Annotated in this window: 14 protein-coding genes; 6 read left to right on the forward strand and 8 right to left on the reverse strand. The window is 68.4% G+C overall.

The window, feature by feature from the left end; genetic code table 11:
* Positions 1–14: 14 nt before the first annotated feature.
* Positions 15–770 (reverse strand): DUF4253 domain-containing protein, encoded by a 756-nt coding sequence (locus DMH03_RS08560; protein ID WP_125782124.1) that lies wholly within the window; start codon positions 768–770, stop codon positions 15–17.
* A gap of 448 nt (positions 771–1218) precedes the next feature.
* A complete protein-coding gene (locus tag DMH03_RS08565; protein ID WP_125782122.1) occupies positions 1219–2865 on the reverse strand; it encodes a DNA repair helicase XPB in 1647 nt (548 codons plus the stop codon).
* An 85-nt stretch (positions 2866–2950) separates the two neighbouring features.
* Here DMH03_RS08565 and DMH03_RS08570 point away from each other — a divergent pair, with 85 nt between their 5' ends.
* A complete protein-coding gene (locus DMH03_RS08570; RefSeq protein WP_125791358.1) occupies positions 2951–3586 on the forward strand; it encodes a hypothetical protein in 636 nt (211 codons plus the stop codon).
* Here DMH03_RS08570 and DMH03_RS08575 read toward each other — a convergent pair.
* The gene (locus DMH03_RS08575) at positions 3583–4542 is read right to left on the reverse strand and encodes an ABC transporter substrate-binding protein (protein ID WP_125791359.1); all 960 of its coding nucleotides are present in this window, start codon (positions 4540–4542) and stop codon (positions 3583–3585) included. The two genes, DMH03_RS08570 and DMH03_RS08575, sit on opposite strands and share 4 nt — an antisense overlap.
* A gap of 191 nt (positions 4543–4733) precedes the next feature.
* Between DMH03_RS08575 and DMH03_RS08580 the strand changes: the two genes are divergently transcribed.
* The 3 genes from DMH03_RS08580 to mdlC all read left to right on the forward strand — a co-directional run bounded on the left by DMH03_RS08580 (position 4734) and on the right by mdlC (position 9801).
* Complete coding sequence (locus DMH03_RS08580; RefSeq protein WP_199748721.1) at positions 4734–7433, forward strand: nitrate- and nitrite sensing domain-containing protein; 2700 nt, start codon at positions 4734–4736, stop codon at positions 7431–7433.
* Positions 7434–7450: 17 nt separating this feature from the next.
* On the forward strand, positions 7451–8128 hold the full coding sequence (locus tag DMH03_RS08585; protein ID WP_125791361.1) for a copper homeostasis protein CutC: 678 nt from the start codon (positions 7451–7453) through the stop codon (positions 8126–8128).
* Between the two features lie 89 nt (positions 8129–8217).
* The gene (mdlC, locus tag DMH03_RS08590; protein ID WP_125791362.1) at positions 8218–9801 is read left to right on the forward strand and encodes a benzoylformate decarboxylase; all 1584 of its coding nucleotides are present in this window, start codon (positions 8218–8220) and stop codon (positions 9799–9801) included.
* Positions 9802–9950: 149 nt separating this feature from the next.
* Here the strand turns inward: mdlC and DMH03_RS08595 are convergent, their stop codons facing one another.
* The 5 genes from DMH03_RS08595 to DMH03_RS08615 all read right to left on the reverse strand — a co-directional run bounded on the left by DMH03_RS08595 (position 9951) and on the right by DMH03_RS08615 (position 14547).
* The gene (locus DMH03_RS08595) at positions 9951–10820 is read right to left on the reverse strand and encodes an ABC transporter ATP-binding protein (protein ID WP_125791363.1); all 870 of its coding nucleotides are present in this window, start codon (positions 10818–10820) and stop codon (positions 9951–9953) included.
* 19 nt (positions 10821–10839) lie between these two features.
* Positions 10840–11673, reverse strand: a complete 834-nt coding sequence (locus DMH03_RS08600) for an ABC transporter permease (RefSeq protein WP_125791364.1) — start codon at positions 11671–11673, stop codon at positions 10840–10842.
* Complete coding sequence (locus DMH03_RS08605) at positions 11670–12440, reverse strand: ABC transporter permease (protein ID WP_125791365.1); 771 nt, start codon at positions 12438–12440, stop codon at positions 11670–11672. The genes DMH03_RS08600 and DMH03_RS08605 overlap by 4 nt, the downstream gene beginning before the upstream one ends.
* 8 nt (positions 12441–12448) lie before the next feature.
* Complete coding sequence (locus DMH03_RS08610) at positions 12449–13396, reverse strand: ABC transporter substrate-binding protein (RefSeq protein WP_125791610.1); 948 nt, start codon at positions 13394–13396, stop codon at positions 12449–12451.
* A gap of 308 nt (positions 13397–13704) precedes the next feature.
* The gene (locus tag DMH03_RS08615; RefSeq protein WP_370310729.1) at positions 13705–14547 is read right to left on the reverse strand and encodes an ABC transporter substrate-binding protein; all 843 of its coding nucleotides are present in this window, start codon (positions 14545–14547) and stop codon (positions 13705–13707) included.
* Here DMH03_RS08615 and DMH03_RS43020 point away from each other — a divergent pair.
* Both DMH03_RS43020 and DMH03_RS08620 read left to right on the forward strand, forming a co-directional pair.
* Positions 14537–14779 (forward strand): hypothetical protein, encoded by a 243-nt coding sequence (locus tag DMH03_RS43020; protein ID WP_370310731.1) that lies wholly within the window; start codon positions 14537–14539, stop codon positions 14777–14779. The genes DMH03_RS08615 and DMH03_RS43020 overlap by 11 nt on opposite strands.
* A 594-nt stretch (positions 14780–15373) precedes the next feature.
* Positions 15374–18508 carry a nitrate- and nitrite sensing domain-containing protein gene (locus tag DMH03_RS08620; protein WP_125791366.1) on the forward strand — a complete coding sequence of 1045 codons (3135 nt, stop codon included), beginning with the start codon at positions 15374–15376 and terminating at the stop codon, positions 18506–18508.
* The last annotated feature ends 11 nt before the right edge of the window (positions 18509–18519 follow it).

An 18519-nucleotide genomic window follows, 5' to 3' on the forward strand; every position in this document is an offset into this window, starting at 1 on the left:
GCGCAAACGCGCCCTCACGCCCACGAGAACCGCCACCTGCGGGTCTGGACCAGACTGGAGGCGAACTCGCGCAGATTGCCCGGCTGGCCGGCGAACGCGGGCAGGCAGAACGAACGGTGCTCGGCGGCGACCGTGAGCGCGCGGCCCTGGGTGCGCGGCGGCGCGGCCACCGACAGCTCCATCGAATCGAAGCCCAGCACCGTGAGCGTCGCGCCGAACCGGTCTTCCCAGCTGCGCAGGACCGCGGACAGCTCGTGGACCTGATCGGTCGCCTTGATCATGCCCGTCCAGCCGAGGATCGCCGGGATGTCGGCGGGCCGCTCGGTCTGCACCAGTGCCAGCCGATGCTGCCCGCGCGCGGCGAGGATCGAACCGGTGTTGCCCGCCTCGGCCAGCGGATCCGCCCGGCGCGACGGGCGGCGCGCCAGACCGGGGAACTTCGCGCCGAACGGGCGCAGGCAGGCGCCGTCGCAGCACGACGTGTCCCACCAGCGGGCCAGCACCTCCGCCGGATCCACCGACGAGATCCGGTGATCGGCGGGAGCGAGCCTGCCGCGGTCGTCGATCCAGTCCTCGCCGTTGGCCGCGAAACGCTGGTCGTGCGGGATCAGCACCGGCCACAGCCCGGAACGGTCGAACTCCGCGACGCAGCCGGTGTAGCGCTCCGGCCTGGCCAAAGGCAGATCCGAAACCCAGATCCGGCCGTGCCACCGGCCGGGCGGCAGGGTCTGGACGGGCGGCGTACCCGGGCGGAACGGTGCGATCGTCATCGGCTTCCCCTCGAACTGGTGTTCGGTCAACTCTACCCGAACACTAGTTCGAAGCACCGACAGTTTTCGATACCCCGTTTGCGGGATGTCGCGGGTGCCGCCTCATGCGTCACTGGTGTCACAGCGGCCACAGGGAGTGTCCACAATGGATTTTTGCGCTTTGGTGGCGGCTGTCCGTGAAGGCCTCACATCCGTCACTATCCGTCGCCGCCACAGCCGGCAGTACATGAAGGCCCCCTTCCTGTACCTAGGCGCAAGGAAGGGGGCCTTCATGTACTGCCGCATGGTTCAGAGAGTGCGCGTGAAGCCCCTCGCCTCGGCTCAGCCGAGGAAACTCGCCCTTCGCGTCCGCCCAGGGCCGTGAGGGCCTCCTTCCCTACTTTGAGGGTAGGGAAGGAGGCATTCACGGACTTCGAAGCCGCCGGGGGCCAAGCGGTAGCAAAGGTCCCTACATGGGGCGCAGCAGGTCGTCCGCGTCCACGATCCGGTACGCGTAGCCCTGTTCGGCCAGGAATCGCTGCCGGTGCGCCGCGTACTCCGTGTCGACGGTGTCCCGCGAGACGACCGAGTAGAAATGCGCCTGCCGTCCGTCGCCCTTGGGGCGCAGGAGCCGTCCGAGCCGCTGGGCCTCCTCCTGCCGCGAGCCGAACGTCCCGGAGATCTGGATCGCGACCGAGGCCTCCGGCAGGTCGATCGAGAAGTTCGCGACCTTCGAAACGACCAGTGTCCTGATCTCACCGCGCCGGAACGCGTCGAACAGTTCCTCGCGTTCCTTGTTCCGGGTCGCGCCCTGGATCACGGGCGCGTCGAGTTCGTCGCCGATCATCTCCAGCTGGTCGAGGTAGGCCCCGATGACCAGGGTCGGCTCGCCCGGATGCCGGTCGACCAGCGATTTGATCACCTTGGTCTTGGTGTCAGCGGTCGCCGCCAGCTTGTACCGCTCCTCGGCCTCGGCGGTCGCGTACGCGAGCCTCTCGGCGTCCGTCAGGGTCACCCGGACCTCGGTGCATTCCGCCGGCGCGATCCAGCCCTGAGCCTCGATGTCGCGCCAAGGAACGTCGTATCGCTTCGGGCCGATCAGGGAGAACACGTCGCCTTCGCGCCCGTCTTCGCGCACCAGGGTCGCTGTCAGCCCGAGCCGCCGCCGCGATTGGAGGTCCGCGGTCATCCGGAACACCGGCGCGGGCAGCAGGTGGACCTCGTCGTAGACCACCAGGCCCCAGTCCCGCGAGTCGAACAGGTCCAGGTGCCGGTACTCGCCCTTGGTCTTGCGCGTGACCACCTGGTACGTCGCGATGGTGACCGGCCGGATCTCCTTCTTCTCCCCGGAGTATTCGCCGATCTCCTCCTCGGTGAGCGAGGTGCGCGCGATCAGCTCCCGCTTCCACTGCCGTCCGGCGACGGTGTTCGTCACCAGGATCAGCGTGGTCGCCTTCGCGTGCGCCATGGCCGCGGCGCCGACCAGCGTCTTGCCCGCGCCACAGGGCAGCACGACGACGCCGGACCCGCCGGCCCAGAACGCCTCGGCGGCCTTGCGCTGGTAGTCGCGCAGCTCCCAGTCGACCTCGGCCAGCTCGATCGGGTGCGCCTCGCCGTCGACGTAACCCGCGAGGTCCTCCGCGGGCCAGCCGACCTTCAGCAGCGCCTGCTTCAGTCGTCCGCGTTCGGACGGGTGCACGATCACGGTGTCCTCGTCGATGCGCGCGCCCAGCATCGGGCTGATCTTCTTGTGCCGGAGGATCTCCTCCAGCACCGCGCGGTCGATGGTCGACATGACCAGGCCGTGCGCCGGGTGGTTGGCGATCTGCAACCGGCCGAACCGGCCCATCGTGTCGACGATGTCGATGAGCAGCGGCTGGGGCACGGGGAACCGTGAGTAGGACGTCAGCGCGTCGACGACCTGTTCGGCGTCGTGGCCTGCCGCACGGGCGTTCCACAACGCCAGCGGCGTGATCCGGTAGGTGTGGACGTGCTCGGGCGCGCGTTCCAGTTCGGCGAACGGCGCGATGGCGATCCGCGCGTCGTCGGCCTGGCTGTTGTCGACCTCGAGGAGCACGGTCTTGTCGGATTGGACGATCAGCGGGCCATCGGTCACATCGTCCTTTATACGTTCCGGCCACACCGGCTCCCGTCGCGGCACCGCTGGTGGAAGGATGTGCCTCAGGTGACTGGAGGGGACCTTGACGACAACACCGACCGGCGGGATGCCCGAGTACGACCCGTTCAACGCGCCCGCGCCGCTGCCTCCGATGCCGGAGGTGGGACCGCCGACACCGTTCCCGAAGCCACGACCGCTGAGTGTGCTCGCCAAGGTTTCGATCGTGCTCGGCGTCGTCGCCGCGCTGGGCCTGGGGAGCCTGGCCGCCTGGGGGATTTCGCAGTCGAGCAGGTACTCCAAGGTCGAGGCGGGCAAATGCCTGTACCTGACCGACGAGGCGGGCGGCAACCAGAGCTACACGACCGCCAGCTGCACGTCGAGCCGTGCGACCTTCCGCATCGACGAGGTGCGCACGGGCTCATCCGATTGCCGCGATTCCGATTACATCCAGTTCGAGCTGTACGGGAGTTCGTCGAGCAAGAAGGCCCAGAAGACGCTCTGCCTGGCGCTGAACGTCGAGACCGGGGACTGCCTGCGCGACGTCGTGCACGAGACGCGGATCGCGAAGGTGCGCTGCACGGACATCAGCGCGGAGGCGCGGGCCGTGGTGACGCGGGGGTCGTCGGAGAGCGCGTGCTCGTCGGACGACACGGCGCTGCACTACACCGGACCGCCCGAGCGGACAGTGTGCTTGCGGCCGACCGGGGAGAACATTTAAGGCCGCGGCACCAGCGCCTGCACGTCGAGCCGGGCGCCGATCATGCCCGAGTTGTGCATCAGGTCGGCGACGCGTTGCAGCCGGATGCCGTTGAGGGAGACCGGGTAGGTCCCGAGCGAGATCAGCGAAGCCGTGGTGCGGTCGATGTCGGAGAACGTCGGCAGCGCGTCGCGGACGACGGCGGAGTCGGCCGCTCGCACCTGCGCTTCGCCGAGCACCTTCCGGAACGCCGCGAGCGTGCGGGCGTTGCCCTGGCCGAAGGCCCCTGACGAGACGTAGGCCGACATCGGGAAGTCCAGGGTCGCGCCGCGGGCGCCGTCGGCGAGGATGCTCGCCCCGAGTTCCTTCTCGGCCCTGGTGATGTACGGCTCGACCATCCACGCGGCGTCGACTTCGCCCGCCTGCAATGCCTGCGGCATCCGGTCGAACGGGTGCTGTTTGAACTGGATCCGGGTCACGTCGATGCCCGCGGTCCCGAAGACCGATCGGGCGGCCAGCACGCCGACGTCGTCGAGCATGTTCACCGCGATCTTCGGTGACTTCTTGAGCGTCGGCTCGGTGTAGTCGGAGCCGGGGAGTGTGACGAGCGCCATGGTGTTGCGGCCGGCGGTGTAGGCCTCGCCCTGGAGTTGCAGTGGCGTCCCGGCCGCGGCGGCGCGGAAGATCGAGACGTCGCTGGCGAACGCGATGTCGACTTCGCCCGCGGCGAGCTTGCCGATCGCCTGGTCGCCGGGGACATCGACGAGGGTGACGGAAAGGCCCGCGGCGGTGAACTTCCCTTCGGCGACGGCGACCCGCAGGGGTGCCGTGTCGATGGGGCTTCCGACGCCGACGCGTAGTTCCGTCCGTTCGAGTGGCGCGTCGGTGCTTGCGTCACCACCGGAAAACACTCCGCAACCGGCGATCGCCAGCAGGGCCGCTACCAGCGGAATCGCCAAGACGCGCATCTTCGTCACCGCTCACCTACCGAGAGAATGTGCTCCTCCTTCTGGATCGTATGGTCCGTGCCCCATACGATCGCCTGCGGGAGACGCCGGATTGCGCGGCTTTCGATCGTCCTCGAACCTTGTTACTCTACAGTAGGTTCGGGCTCTCGTCCCCGATGTCAGCCATGGGAAAGGGTCCCGTGGTGGGAAAAGGAAACCAGGTGGCCCGTCGCGACAAGCGTCCCCGTGGGGGCGACGCGGCGGAACGGCATCCTCGTGTCGGCGGACGATGGCGGCTCCGGAACTGGCACCTGCGGACCAAGCTCTTCGTGGTGCTCCTGATCCCCGCGCTCGCGGTGGTCGCCCTCGTCGGGCTCCGGGTCGACTCGGATCTGCGTGACGCCCGGCAGCTGGCCGAATTCGCCACCCGCGGCCGGGTCGACAGCACCGTCGCCGAAGCCGTGCACCAGCTCCAGCGTGAACGGGACCTCACCGTCCGGTTCGTCGCGGGCGATCGCAAGGGCGACGTCTCCGAACTGACCGAGCAGCGCAAGCGCGCCGACGAAGCCATCGGCACCTTCGACCGCACCCTCGGCGAAAGCAAGAACAGGCTCGGCGGCAAGGCCGCGACGAGTCTGCAACTGACCAGCGACCGCCTGCGCGTGCTCACCGGACTCCGGTTTTCCGCGGAACACTCGGCTTTTCCCGCCGACGCGGTGCTGCGCTCCTACAGCGAACTGATCTCCGGCCTGCTCGACATCAGCGATGCCACCGCCGCCGACGTATCCGATCCGGATCTGGGGAAGCTCCGCCTCGCGGGCAACGCCCTCGCGCGGGTCAAGGACCAGATGTCGGTCAAGCGCGCGATCATGGCGGCCGCGCTCGCCCAGGGCGGTCTCAACCGCGACCGGACCCGGGCGCTGCTCGGCGCGGAGGCCGAACTCGCCGCCGCCCGCAACGATTACCGCACCTTCGCGACACCCGAGCAGCAGCGGATGTACGACGACACGGTGATCGGCCTGATCGTCGACATCGGCAACGACATGGTGGAGTCGGCGCTCATCCGCGCCGAGAACGATCAGGGGCTCGGCGGGCTGGACCCGAACCAGTGGGACACCTCGGCCACCTACACGGTCAACCTGGCCCATCAGGTGCAGCAGGCGCTGCTCGTCCAGTTGCAGGAACGCACCGACACCCTGGCGGCACAGGCTAGAACGTCCGCGATCTGGGACGGCGGCATCGTGCTCGGCGTCCTGCTCGTCGCCGGGGTGCTCTCGGTGATCATCGCGCGTTCGCTGTTGCGGCCGCTGCGGATCCTGCGCCGCAGCGCGCTCCAGGTCGCCGAACACCAGCTCCCGGCGGCCGTCGCAGGTCTGCTCAGCGATCCCGAACCGCAGCCGGAGAACCTGCGGCGACGGCTGGCCGTCGCGCCGGTCCCGGTGTTCAGCCGCGAGGAACTCGGCCAGGTGGCGCGCGCGTTCGACGCGGTGCACGGCGAGGCGGTCCGGCTCGCCGGGGAACAGGCCATGCTGCGGGAGAACATCAACGCGATGTTCGTGAACCTGTCGCAGCGGAGCCAGGATCTGGTCGAGCGGCAGCTGTCCGTGCTGGACCGCATGGAGGCCGACGAACAGGATCCCGACACGCTCGCCGGGCTCTTCGAGCTCGACCACCTCGCGACCCGGATGCGCCGCAACAGCGAGAACCTGCTGGTGCTCTCCGGGACCGACGTCGTCCGTGAGGACGGTGGCGCCGTCGTCGCCGACGAGATCATCGGCGCCGCGCTCTCGGAGGTCGAGCACTACCAGCGGATCGAACTCGGCGCCGCGCCGCGGATCGCGGTGCGCGGCGAGGCCGTCAACGACCTCGTGCACGTGGTCTCCGAACTGCTGGAGAACGCGACCCGCTATTCGGACCGGAGCACGATGGTGCAGGTCGAGGGGCACGAGACCGAACGCGGCGAATGGCAGATCGAGATCACCGACCACGGCGCCGGGATGCCGCAGGCGGAGATCGACCGCACCAACGCGCGGCTGGCGAACCCGCCGGACGTCGACGTCGAGGTTTCGCGGCGGATGGGCCTGTTCGTGGTCGCGACACTGGCCGTCCGGCACCGGATCGATGTCCGCCTGCGGTCTGCCGACGGCGGCGGGATCACCGCGGTGGTCGTCGTGGTCGCCGCGCTCATCGTCGAAGCGCCCCAGGCCGCCCAACTGCCGGAGCCCCCGCCCGTCGTCGTCGTTTCCGAGCCGGAACCCGAGCCGCCGCTGGAAGTCCCGCCGCTGCCCGAACCGGAGGAGAGCGTCGAGGAGTCGCGGTTCGCGCCCGTGCTGGATCCCGGGCCGCTGCGGCGCGCTCCCGTCGTCGAACGCGAGACCCAGCCGGAGTGGCCGTCTTCGGACGACGACGCCGCCAACCATCTCGAGCTGGACTCGCCGACGGAGCGGATGCCCAAGTACCAGAGCGTGCTTTCGCAGTGGTTCGACCACGGCGGCCCGCGCGAAGGGCCTTCGCCCGCCGAACCCGGCCCGCCTTCCTTGCCCTCGTTCGAACCGGTGAAGGCGGCCGAGGGGAGCGCCGCGCGGGAGGAACCCGCGCAGGACCCGGACGAGCCGACCGAGCCGACGCTGAAGCCGGTGCGGCCGAAGGCTCTGGTGCCGAAAGAAAGGGCGCCGGAGCCGGAACCCGCTTGGCCGACACCCGCCGAGCTGGAACAAGAGGACGGGGCGGAGGAGACCTGGCCGGTGCTGCCCGCCGTCGTTCCCGAGGCCCGGTCGCAGGACGACAGGCCGGAGAAGCCGCGAGGGGAGAGGCCGATACTCTCACTTTCCCCCGAAGCGGTCCGCGAACGGATGACCAGCCTGCAAGGCGGATTCCGGCGCGGTCGCCACGCCAGGGGTGACGACAACCCCTCGGACTAAAGCGAATTGGAAGGTCCATGAGCCCGAAAACCGGCCTGCTGGAAGTGATCGCGCTGACCGCGGCGGACGCGGAGCGCGCACAGGAGGGCGGGGCCGATCGCCTCGAACTGGTCAGCGACATGGCCAGCGACGGTCTCACGCCGTCGGTCGAGACGCTGCGCGACGTACTCGCCGCCACCGACCTTCCGGTGCGGGTCATGCTGCGCGACAACATGTCCTTCGCCGCCGGTGATCTCGACGGACTGCGCGCGGACGCCGTGCGGCTGATCGACGCGGGCGCCCGGGAGTTCGTGCTCGGTTTCCTGGACCTGGAAAGCGAAATCGACGTCCACGCCTGCGAGACCTTGGTCAAGGAACTCGACGGGCTGCCGTGGACCTTCCACCGCGCCATCGACCGCGCGCGGGACCCGTTGCGCGCCTACGACCAGCTGACCGCGCTCGGCTGCGACACGGTGCTCGCGGCCGGGCATCCGCACGGCGTGGCGCACGGACTTTCGGTGCTGCAGCGGCTCGCCCGCCGCTCGGCCGGGCCGCGGCTGCTGGTCGCCGGCGGCCTGCGGGCGCAGCAGGTGCATCTGCTGCGGGCGGGCGGGGTGGACGCGTTCCACGTCGGCAGCGCGGTCCGTCCCGGCGGCTGGGAGTCCGATGTGGACGTCGCGGCCGTTCGCGAGTGGGCGGCGCTGGTCAAGGAGTAGGCCGTACGCAAGGGGTCAGGTCCAGACCACATACGGTGATACGAGGTTGCATCTTCAACTATCGGGTTCCGACCAGATACCGTGTGGTCATGGCTACCCGCACCGTACGTGACGCGACCAGGGAACTGCTGCGCGATCTGGGCCTGACCACCGTTTTCGGCAATCCCGGCACGACCGAGATCGCCTTCCTGACGGAATGGCCGGACGACTTCACCTACGTCCTCGCGCTCCACGAGGCGTCCGTCGTCGCGATGGCCGACGGGTACGCGCGGGCGACGCGGCGGGCGACGCTGGTGAACCTGCACTCCGCCGGCGGGGTCGGCCACGCGCTCGGGCACATCTTCACCGCGTACCGCAACAACGCGCCGCTGATCATCGTCGCCGGCCAGCAGACCAGGTCGCTGCTGCCGGACGATCCGTTCCTCGGTGCCGTCGAGGCGGCGAACTTCCCCAAGCCGTACGTGAAGTGGAGCTGCGAACCGGCGAGGGCCGAGGACGTCCCGGCGGCGCTGGCGCGGGCGTATCACGTCGCGACCCAGGCACCGATGGGTCCGGTGTTCGTCTCGGTACCCGTGGACGACTGGGACGTCGAGACCACGAAGCCGATCGTCTCCCGGCCGACGATCCGCGGTTTCGCGCCCGATCCGTCCGCTTTGGACGAATTGGTGTCCGCTTTGGACGCCGCCGAGCATCCGGCCATCGTGGTCGGCGCGGGTGTCGACGACGAGGGCGCCGTACCGGATCTCGTCGAGCTGGCCGAGAAGGTCGGCGCGGGCGTCTGGGCGTCGCCGATGGCGGCGCGTTGCTCGTTCCCCGAGGACCACCCGCAGTTCTTCGGTTTCCTGCAGCCGGAACGCAAAATGCTCGCGAGCGCGCTGATCGACCACGACCTCGTGGTCGTCATCGGTGCCCCGGCGTTCATCTACCACGTGTACCGCGGCGAGTCGGAGATCTCGATGCCGCCGCTGTTCGTGGTCAACGCCGACGAACAGGTCCTCGCCAGGGCCGAGGCGGGCACCGGCATCCGCGCGACGCCGAAGCTCGCGATCCGCGCGCTGCTGGAGCGCGCCGCGCCGCGGGAGGCGCCGAAATCCCGCGCCCGGATGGAAAAGCCCGCCGCGGTCACCCCGATCACGCCGGGCTTCGCCTACTCGGTGATCTCGGAAGTCCTGCCGGACAACGCGATCGTCGTCGAAGAGACCCCGAGCCACCGCAACGAACTGCACGACCACCTGCCGATCAAGTCCACCGACTCCGGCTTCTTCACCGTCGCCAGCGGCACCCTGGGCTACGGCCTGCCCGCCGCCGTCGGCGTCGCGCTGGCCCGCCCGGACCGCAAGGTCGTCGCCATCCTCGGCGACGGGTCGAGCATGTACTGCGTCCAGGCACTGTGGACGGCGGCGCAGCAGCACCTGCCGGTGACGTTCGTGATCTTCGACAACTCGCAGTACGCCGCCGTGCGCATCCTCGGCGAGGCCGCGGGCGGCGAGAAGGTGCCGGGCGTCGACCTCGGCGGCATCGATTTCCCGGCGCTGGCGAAGAGCCTGGGGCTGGGAACGTCCGTCGTCGAGAAGGCCGAAGACCTCAAGCCGACGCTGGAAGCCGCGCTGCCGGACGAGCGGCCGCATCTGGTGCACGTCCGCATCGACGCGAACCCCCGCACGCTGTACTGAGGCGCTGGGAGTACATGAAGGTGCCGGCGCACGATTTGGGTCTTTTGCGCGGCTTCGCGTGGGGGTCGTGAGTGGTAAAGGTCGTTCTAACGCTCATTACCACTCACGACCCTCAGCGAGAACCGCACAACTACTCACCCCCCGACGAGTCAGCTCTTCGCGCGCACCTCGGAGGTGGCAGCGTCGGCTGCGGCGTCCTGCTGCGCGAGTTCGTACTCGGCCGCGTCGGAAGCCGCGGTGACGGCTTCCGGGGCGCCACCGTGCAGCAGCCGCGCCACTTCACCGCGCAGCGTCACGAACTCAGCGGACTCGCGCGTGGTGATCTGGTTCCGCTCCGCGGGCAGCCCGACCGGCAGATCCGCGACGATCTTGGCGGGTGACTTCGACAGCACCAGCACCCGGTCCGACAGGTAGACGCTCTCGTCGATGTCGTGCGTGACAACGAGAACCGTGCTGCCGTTCTCGCGCTGCACGCGCCGGGTCAGGTCTTCGAGTTCGAACCGCGTCTGCGCGTCGACCGACGCGAACGGCTCGTCCATCAGCAGCAGGGCGGGACGGCTGGCCAGTGCTCGCGCGATCGACACGCGCTGCTGCATACCGCCCGAGAGCTGCCACGGGAACTTCGAGCCGACTTCGGACAGGCCGACCGAATCCAGCGCCTCCTGCGCCCGCGTCCGGCGCTCGGAGCGGCTCAAGTTACGCCACCGCAAGGGGAATTCGACGTTCTTCGCAACCGAGAGCCACGGGAACAGCGAGCGGCTGTAGTCCTGGAACACCACGGCCAGATCCTCCGGCACGCCGGAGACGTCATCGCCGTGCAGGCTGACGCGGCCGGACGTCGGCTTGATCAGCCCGGCGATGCAGCGCAGCAGCGTCGACTTGCCGCAGCCCGACGGACCGACGATGCTCGCGAGCTGTCCCGCTTCCACGGTGAACGACAGATCGTTGACCGCGATGTGCGCCTTTTCTCCCGCGCCGTAACGGTGGTTCAGCCCGGAGACTTCGAGCATGGTTGACATCTTGCTGACCCTTCGAAAACTAGAGACGGCCGTTGCGGGTGGGCTGCCAGCGGAGCACTCTCTGCTCCACCGCGAGGAAGGCCGCGTTGAACCCGAAGCCGAGGAGCCCGAGCAGGACGAGCCACGACCACATGAGCGGGAAGTCGAACGCCTGCTGGGCGTCCATCAGTGACCGGCCGATGCCGTTGTAGGAGCCGACCAGTTCCGAGATCACCATCAGCAGCAGGGAAATGGACAGGCTCAGCCGCAGCCCCGCGAAGATCTTCGGCCCGGCGGCGGGAAGCACGATCGAGCGCACCCAGTACGACCGCGGGGTCCGGAACGATTTCGCGGTGTCGATCTTCACCTGGTCCACCGACCGGACACCGTCCACGGTGTTGAGCAGCACCGGCCAGATCGCGCCGAAGATGATCGATCCGGTCTGCATGCCCGGCCCGAGTCCGAAAAGGACGATGAACACCGGGATCAGCGCGGGCGGCGGCACCGAGCGGAAGAACGCGAAAAGCGGTCCGACGTAGTCCATCCCGGTCCTGGACCGGCCGAGCATGACCCCCAGCGCGACGCCGATCGCGCCGGCCAGCAGCCAGCCGCCGAGTGTCCGGCCGAGGCTCGGCAGGACGTTGGCGAACACGGTGTCGGTGAGGAACAGTTGTGAGGCAGGGCCGGTGAACCACAGTTTCGCCGACGTGGTCAAGATTTCGGTCGGCGGCGGGAAGAACGGGCTCTCCGCGAGCCGGGTCGCGAGCTCCCAGATCCCGAGCAGGGCGAAGAAGAGCAGCCAGTTGCGGACGAGGATGCCGATACCCCGGCCCACGCGCCTGCCGACGCGGCTGGTCAGCGTGAGGGTCGTCACGAGACCGCCTCCCGGTCGACCGTGCTCCAGCGGAACGCCCGCCTGCCGATCATCTCGAGTCCGCCGTTGATGAGGAAGCCGAGCGCGCCGACCACCACGGTGCCCGCGAGCACGAGGTCGAACCTGGTGGAGCCGGTGCTGGCCTGCATGATGAAGTTGCCGATGCCGAGTTTGGCCCCGGCGAGGAATTCGGTGCTGACCACCGCGATCAGCGCGATGTTGGCGGACAGCCGGACCCCGGTGAACACGAACGGCGCGGTATGCGGCAGCGCCACCGACGTCAACGTCCGGAACTTGCTGGTACCGCAGGCTTTCGCGGTCTCCTGCAGGACGGGGTCGATCTCGCCGAGCGCGTAGATCGTGTTGAACATGATGGGCCACAACGACGCGTACACGGCCAGCGTGATCTTCGCTTCGGGGCCACCGCCGATCAGCAGGAGCACCAGCGGGATCAGCGCGACGGCGGGGATCGGCCGCAGGAACTCGATGACCACCGCGGTCGCGGTGCGCAGGCCGGGGATGCTGCCCAGCAGCAGACCGGCGGGTACGGCGACGGCGACGGCGATCAGCAGGGCGATCGCCCACGCGAGGAACGTGGCGATCAGGTCCCGGATGAACTGCGTCTCGCCGAACTGTTCGAAGATCGTCACGAGGACGACGGTCGGCGGGGGAAGGAACTCTTTACGGACCAGGCCGGCCTGGACGATCGCTTCCCAGACGAGGAAGAAACCGGCCAGACCGGCCAGGGCACGGAGAAGTCGTGGCACCTTGACCTTTATCCAGCTTGAGGGGCGAGCATCGGAGCGGCGTCGAGCTTGGCCGAGATCACTCCGGTCTGCAGCAGCAGATCCGGCACGCGCTGCAGGCGACGGGCGTCCAGGGTGGCCCCGAACGTCGGCAGCGTGAGCAGTGAGGCGGTTTCGGCGTCGACCTTGGCGTACTTGACGATCATCGGTTCGATCTTGGAGCGGTCGGCCGATTCGCGCACGGCCTTGGCCAGTGCGCGCTGGAACGCGGCCAGCGTCTTCGGGTTCTTGTCCACGAAGGAGCCGAGCGCGCCGAAGCCGGCCAGGGGGAAGTCCGTGGTGGCGCCGGTCGCGATGTCGACGATCGGGGTCGCGCCGACGACCTTGGAAGCCTGGGTCAGGAAGGGCTCGGGCAGGTAGCCCGCGTCGACCTGGCCCGAGCCGAGAGCGGCGGCGATGTTGGGCAGCTGCATCGGCACCCACTGGACCTTGCTGGTGTCGACGCCGTGGTCCTTCATCACCGAGACGGTGAGCAGGTGGGAGGCGGTGTTCTTGTCGGTGATCGCGATCTTCTTGCCCGCGAGGTCGTTGATCGTCTTGACCGTGGAGTTCGGCACCGTGACGACCGCGTTGCTCTTGGGGCTGGCCGACACGGAGTCGGCGACGAGCCGGATGTCGGCGGCGCCCTTGCTCTTCGCGACGAAGAACGGCATGTAGGTGGAGAAGGCGATGTCGACCTCGCCACCGATCATCTTGGTCATCGCCTGCTGGCCGCTGGGGGCGTCGACGGCTTCGACCTCGAGACCTTCGGCCTTGAAGTAGCCGGCCTCCTGCGCCAGCCGCAGCGGAGCGAGGTCGACGACGGGCAGCAGGGCCACCTTGATCTTCGGTTTCTCCAGTGCGCCGTCACCACCACCGGACGCTTTGGACGTGTCATCGCCGCCGAGGGCGCCACAGGCACCCAACGTGGCCAGCATGAGCGCGCTCAGGGCGACGCCGATGGCACCTCGGCCTCTACGCGCACCACTCCTGCTCATGGCGTTTCGAAACAAAGCCAGCTCCTCGGAAACAATGAATCACCGTTGGGGTTTTTTCATCCGTGTCGTGGCTTCGATTCGCCAGGCACGCGGTCACCTTAGAGATTTGCCCACCTGCTCACAATGGGTGTTGTCAGCGGGTGATCATTTTAGGCCATTCGCCCGATCACCTGATCACCCGCTTGGACAACATTACTTTCAGTGATCGAATTACGGGTGGAACCGCAATTCGGAGTAACCGCGTGTCATCAGCTGGTGGTCTGCGGCGCGATCATCGGGCCGACGTCGATCTTGGTCTGGATGGCGCCCATCTGCAGGAGCAGGTCCGGGACCCGCTGGATGCGGCGGGGGTCCAGGGTGGACTGGAAGGTCAGCAGCGTGGTCAGCGCGGCGGTGTCCTGGTCGATCTTGGCGTACTTGACCAGCAGCGGCTCGATCTTGGAGCGGTCCGCGGCGTCCCGGGTGGCCTTCTGCATGGCGCGCTGGAAGGCGGCCACGGTCTTCGGGTTCTCGTTCACGAACTTGCCGAGCGACCCGTAGCCCGCGGTGGGGAAGTCCTGGGTGGCGCCGGTGGCGGTGTCCACGACCGGCACGGTGCCCGCCTGCTTCGCGGTCTGGGTGATGAAGGGCTCGGTCAGGAAGCCGGCGTCGATGTCACCGTTCTTGAGCGCGGCTCCGACGTTCGGCAGCTGGATCGGGACCCACTGCACCTTGCTCGCGTCGACGCCGTGGTCCTTCATGACCGATTTGGACAGTGTGTCGGACACGGTGTTCGGCGCGGTGATGCCGATCTTCTTGCCCGCCAGGTCGCTGACGCTCTTGACCGTCGACGTCGGCAGGGTGACCAGCATCGTGCTCTTCGGACCGGCGGAGGAGGCGTCCGCGACCAGCTTGATGTCCGCGGTGCCCTTGCTCATCGCGATGAAGAACGGCGTGTAGCTCGCGTACGCGATGTCGACCTCGCCGCCGATCAGCTTGGTCAGCGAGACCTGGCCGGTCGCGGCTTCGATCGCCTCGACGTCGAGGCCCTCGTTCTTGAAGTAGCCGCCGTCCTGCGCGAGGCGCAGCGGGGCGAGGTCGATGGTCGACATCACGGCGACCTTGATCTTCGACTTCTCGAGGTTCCCCGAGCCGCCGGAGGAGGACGAATCGTCGCCGCCGAGGAGGCCACAGCCGCTGACCGATACCGAAACGACGGCCGCCATCGCGAAGGCGAGGGCTCCACGCCGGCCCAGGCTGACGCTCAAGGCCTTCTTCGAGCTTGCAGAGCCAAGCAAAGGGGTGCTCCTGATCAAGGGAGGGACACGTGATGACGTGGCCTGATGTGGAATTCGGAAGTGACTCTTTGTCGAGCCACGGGCCCACTGTAGAGAACGGACACAGCGCTCACAATGGGTGGTCATCCCATGATCCCAAGTGGTAACGATCACCCGAACAGGTTGTTTGTCAGAAGTGAACACAACTGGGCGTGTTCGTGGCGGGGACTTGTTGACAACTGAGCGCCAACGGGTCAAGACCCGTACGGGGTCTTCTTGCACGTCTTGACCGAAGGGTTACATCTGGCCCTCCCGTTCGCTACCCTCATGCACCGGTAGTGAGGTGTGGACCACTGATGTAGTGAAAGAGAGTGCCTTGGATGGCCGAACGCTCTGGACCTTTCCCGAGGTGCAAGGCACTCTGTGTTGAACACGTCGAACACGTCCGTGCTTCACTGGTGCGTCCCCGCGCACTGGCGGGTTGGGCCGAATAGACCAATGGCGTCAGGCAGGGTTTCGGTCAAGTGCACTTGAGAGACTGCGTCAAAGACGACTTCCGCATTTCCAGGAGTGGACCCGCACGCCGTGCGCGCCCCTCCAGGGTGACGGGAGCGAGCGGATAGTGGTCTCCGACAACCGACCCAGACAGCAGCAGTACGGCATGTCCAAAATGGGCTTTCCCGGCCCGGATGAAGATGATGGTGGTGCGGCGGTGCCGAACGAAGACACCGCGGGGGTGGGAGGGGCCCCTGCGCGGGATACCGGAGACGGTCCTGGCGGGAAGGCCGGGTCGTTCCTGGGCCTGCGTAACTGGCGTCTGCGATCGAAGCTCGCGGCCGTTCTGATCATCCCGACGCTGACCGCGCTCGCGCTCGGCACGCTGCGCGTGATCGACGACAGCAGCGAGGCGGCACGGTTCCAGGACACGGCCGACCAGGTCGCGTTCGCCGACAAGATCACGCTCGTGGTGCACGAGCTGCAGAGCGAACGCGCGCTCGCCGTCGCCAAGATCGCCTCCGGTGACGCGTCGCGCCAAGCCGGTCTCGACGCGCAGATCTCCAAGGTCGACCGCGCGGTCGACGATCTGCGGGCTTCGGCGAACCAGATCAACCCGGACGATCAGGACACGAGGGACCGTTATTCGCGTGGTCTGCAGCGGCTCGACGCCCTGCGCCCGCTGCGCGGCGCGATGAACACCTCGCTGCTGGGCGACACCCCGGTCCTCATCGCCTACTCCGGCATCCTCGACTCGCTGGTCCAGCTCGGCCGCGAGGTGACGACCGCGGTGGCGAACCGCGACGTGCTCCGACTCGGCGTGACCGTGCAGGCCGTCAGTGAGAGCAAGGAGTTCATCGCCCGCGGTGACGCGGCGCTGCTGATCGCCTCCTTCCGCTCCTCGTTCCCCGGCGACCTGTTCGACCAGGCGCGTTCGGCGGTCGCGAGCGGTGACGCCTCGACGGCGGCCTTCCTCGCCAACGCCAGCCCCGAACAGCGGCAGCTCTACTCGGACACCTTCTCCGGCCCCGAGGTCGACGACCGCCGCCGGATCACCACGATGGCGTTTTCGCTGCACCAGCAGAACGAGCCGCCGTCGATCGACAACGTCGCGCTCGGCAACGACAGCCGGGTCGCGCTGGACAAACTGCGCGCGGTCGAGACCAATCTGCTCGGCCAGCTGCGGGCACAGGCCGACGAACTGGCGACCGACGCGATCAACTCGGCCTGGATCGGCGGCGCGATCGTGCTGCTGGCCCTGCTCGCGGCGCTGTTCCTGATGCTCGTCATCGCCAGGCTGATGCTGCGCCCGCTGCGGATCCTGCGGAAGACCGCGCTCGACGTCGCGTACACACGACTGCCGGAAACCGTGCAAGCGATCCTCGACGACCCGGACCCGGTCAACGCCTCGAAGCGGTCGGTCGAGCCGGTGCCGGTCACCTCGCGTGACGAGATCGGTGAAGTGGCGCGGTCCTTCGACGTCGTCCATGCACAGGCCGTCAAGATGGCCGCCGAGCAGGCCCTCCTGCGAGAGAACGTCAACGGCATCTTCGTGAACCTGTCCCGCCGGTCGCAGCGCCTGGTGGAACGCCAGCTCGGCGTGATCGACCGGCTCGAGGCCGACGAGCAGGACCCGGACCACTTGGCCAGCCTGTTCGAGCTCGACCACCTCGCCACGCGGCTGCGCCGCAACGGTGAAAGCCTCCTGGTGCTCTCGGGCGCCGGTCTCGCGAAGTCGGTGCCCAAGCCGGTGCCTGCCGCCGACGTCATCGGCGCCGCGGTCTCGGAGATCGAGCAGTACGCCCGGATCGAGATCGGGATCGTCCCCGAGGTCGCCGTCCAGGGCCTGACGATCCACGACCTCGTGCACGTGCTCGCGGAACTGCTGGACAACGCCACCTACTTCTCCGAGCCGGAGACGAAGGTGACCGTCCGCGCGGTGATCACCCGCAAGAAGGCGCTCGCCATCCAGGTCACCGACCACGGTGTCGGCATGACCGAGGAGCGGCTCGCCGAGGTCAACCAGCGCCTGGCCGACCCGCCGGACCTGGACGTCTCGGTGACCCGGCGGATGGGCCTGTACGTGGTCGCGCGCCTGGCGCGCCGCCACGGTATCGAGGTCCGGCTGCGGGAGAACGAGGACATCGAGGGCGGCGTGATCGCGCGGGTCGTCGTGCCCGCCGAACTGCTCACGCAGATGCGGCCCGGCGTGCGGACCCCGCCGCCGTCGAACCGCTCGGAAACGTCGATGCCTTCGATGCCGTCGGCGTCCGAGATGTCGACGTCGCTGCCGAACATCTCCGCTTCCGACCGCGGCCTGGAGATGACCCCGCCGCCGCCGTCGAAGCCGCCGGCTTCGCAACCGATCGCGCAGCAGGGCGGGCTCGTCCCGCTCGATCAGCCGATCAGCCTCGACGACCTGGTCGCGGGCAAGAACGCGGCCGGACCGTTCCTCAGCCCGGCGGTCCCCGCCGAGGAGACCCCGGCGTGGCCGACGGCGGAGGACATCTCGCCGCCGAACGGCGACGGCGCCTCCAGCGGCACCGAGACCCAGTTCTCGTCGCTGGTGCTGCCGAAGCGGGAGCCGAAGTACAACCCGGTCGAAACGCCGAACAGGGCCGTGGGGTTCTCGGAGTCTTCGGCTTCCGAGCGGTCTTCGGACGAAGGCAAGTCGGCGCTCGACGACGACGTGCCCACCCGGCGGCTGCCGATCTACCAGTCGGTGCTGTCCCGTTGGTTCAGCGAAGGCGACGAGGCAGGCGCCGACACCCCGACCACCTACACGGAGCCGGTCGAGTCCGCCCTGCCCGAGCAGACCCGCGACACCGCCGCCGACGCGGTGGAACCCGACGTCGGGGACACTGGCGACACTCCCGAAGAGGCATTGCCCACTCGGACCCCTCGGACTGTTCCGCCGGAGACCGCGCTCCAGGACAATGGCTGGCGCAGCGCGTCGGACGACGGCTGGCAGGCGGCACAGGTCCTGTACGAAGACCGGAACGACGAGATCACCCCGGCGGGCCTGCCGAAACGGGTGCCGAACCAGTATCTCGTCCCCGGCTCGATCGGCGGGAACGAGCCGAAGAAGGAAGACTCGTTCGCCGACAAGACCTCCGGAATGCCGGGAACGGGTGCGATCGCCCGCTCGGCGACGGCGGCGAGGAGTCGGATGGCAAGCTTCCAGCAGGGCTACAAGTCGGGACGGCACGCGTTGAAGGATCGTCCGATCGACGCGCTGGATGACAACGGCGTTCCGGTGACCGGCGGAGGTTCCTCCGCCGATGACAGCAGTAAGGAGTGACAGTGACACGG

Origin of the sequence: Amycolatopsis sp. WAC 01376 (genome assembly GCF_003947415.1) — a bacterium.
Lineage (GTDB): Bacteria > Actinomycetota > Actinomycetes > Mycobacteriales > Pseudonocardiaceae > Amycolatopsis.

Excerpts from the sequence above, each read along its gene's own strand:
- DMH03_RS08560 (WP_125782124.1), bottom strand. The coding sequence starts at position 770 with ATGACGATCGCACCGTTCCGCCCGGGTACGCCGCCCGTCCAGACCCTG.
- mdlC (WP_125791362.1), top strand. The coding sequence starts at position 8,218 with ATGGCTACCCGCACCGTACGTGACGCGACCAGGGAACTGCTGCGCGAT.
- DMH03_RS08595 (WP_125791363.1), bottom strand. The coding sequence starts at position 10,820 with ATGTCAACCATGCTCGAAGTCTCCGGGCTGAACCACCGTTACGGCGCG.
- DMH03_RS08620 (WP_125791366.1), top strand. The coding sequence starts at position 15,374 with ATGTCCAAAATGGGCTTTCCCGGCCCGGATGAAGATGATGGTGGTGCG.
- DMH03_RS08615 (WP_370310729.1), bottom strand. The coding sequence starts at position 14,547 with ATGTCGACCATCGACCTCGCCCCGCTGCGCCTCGCGCAGGACGGCGGC.
- DMH03_RS08585 (WP_125791361.1), top strand. The coding sequence starts at position 7,451 with ATGAGCCCGAAAACCGGCCTGCTGGAAGTGATCGCGCTGACCGCGGCG.
- DMH03_RS08610 (WP_125791610.1), bottom strand. The coding sequence starts at position 13,396 with ATGCTGGCCACGTTGGGTGCCTGTGGCGCCCTCGGCGGCGATGACACG.
- DMH03_RS43020 (WP_370310731.1), top strand. The coding sequence starts at position 14,537 with ATGGTCGACATCACGGCGACCTTGATCTTCGACTTCTCGAGGTTCCCC.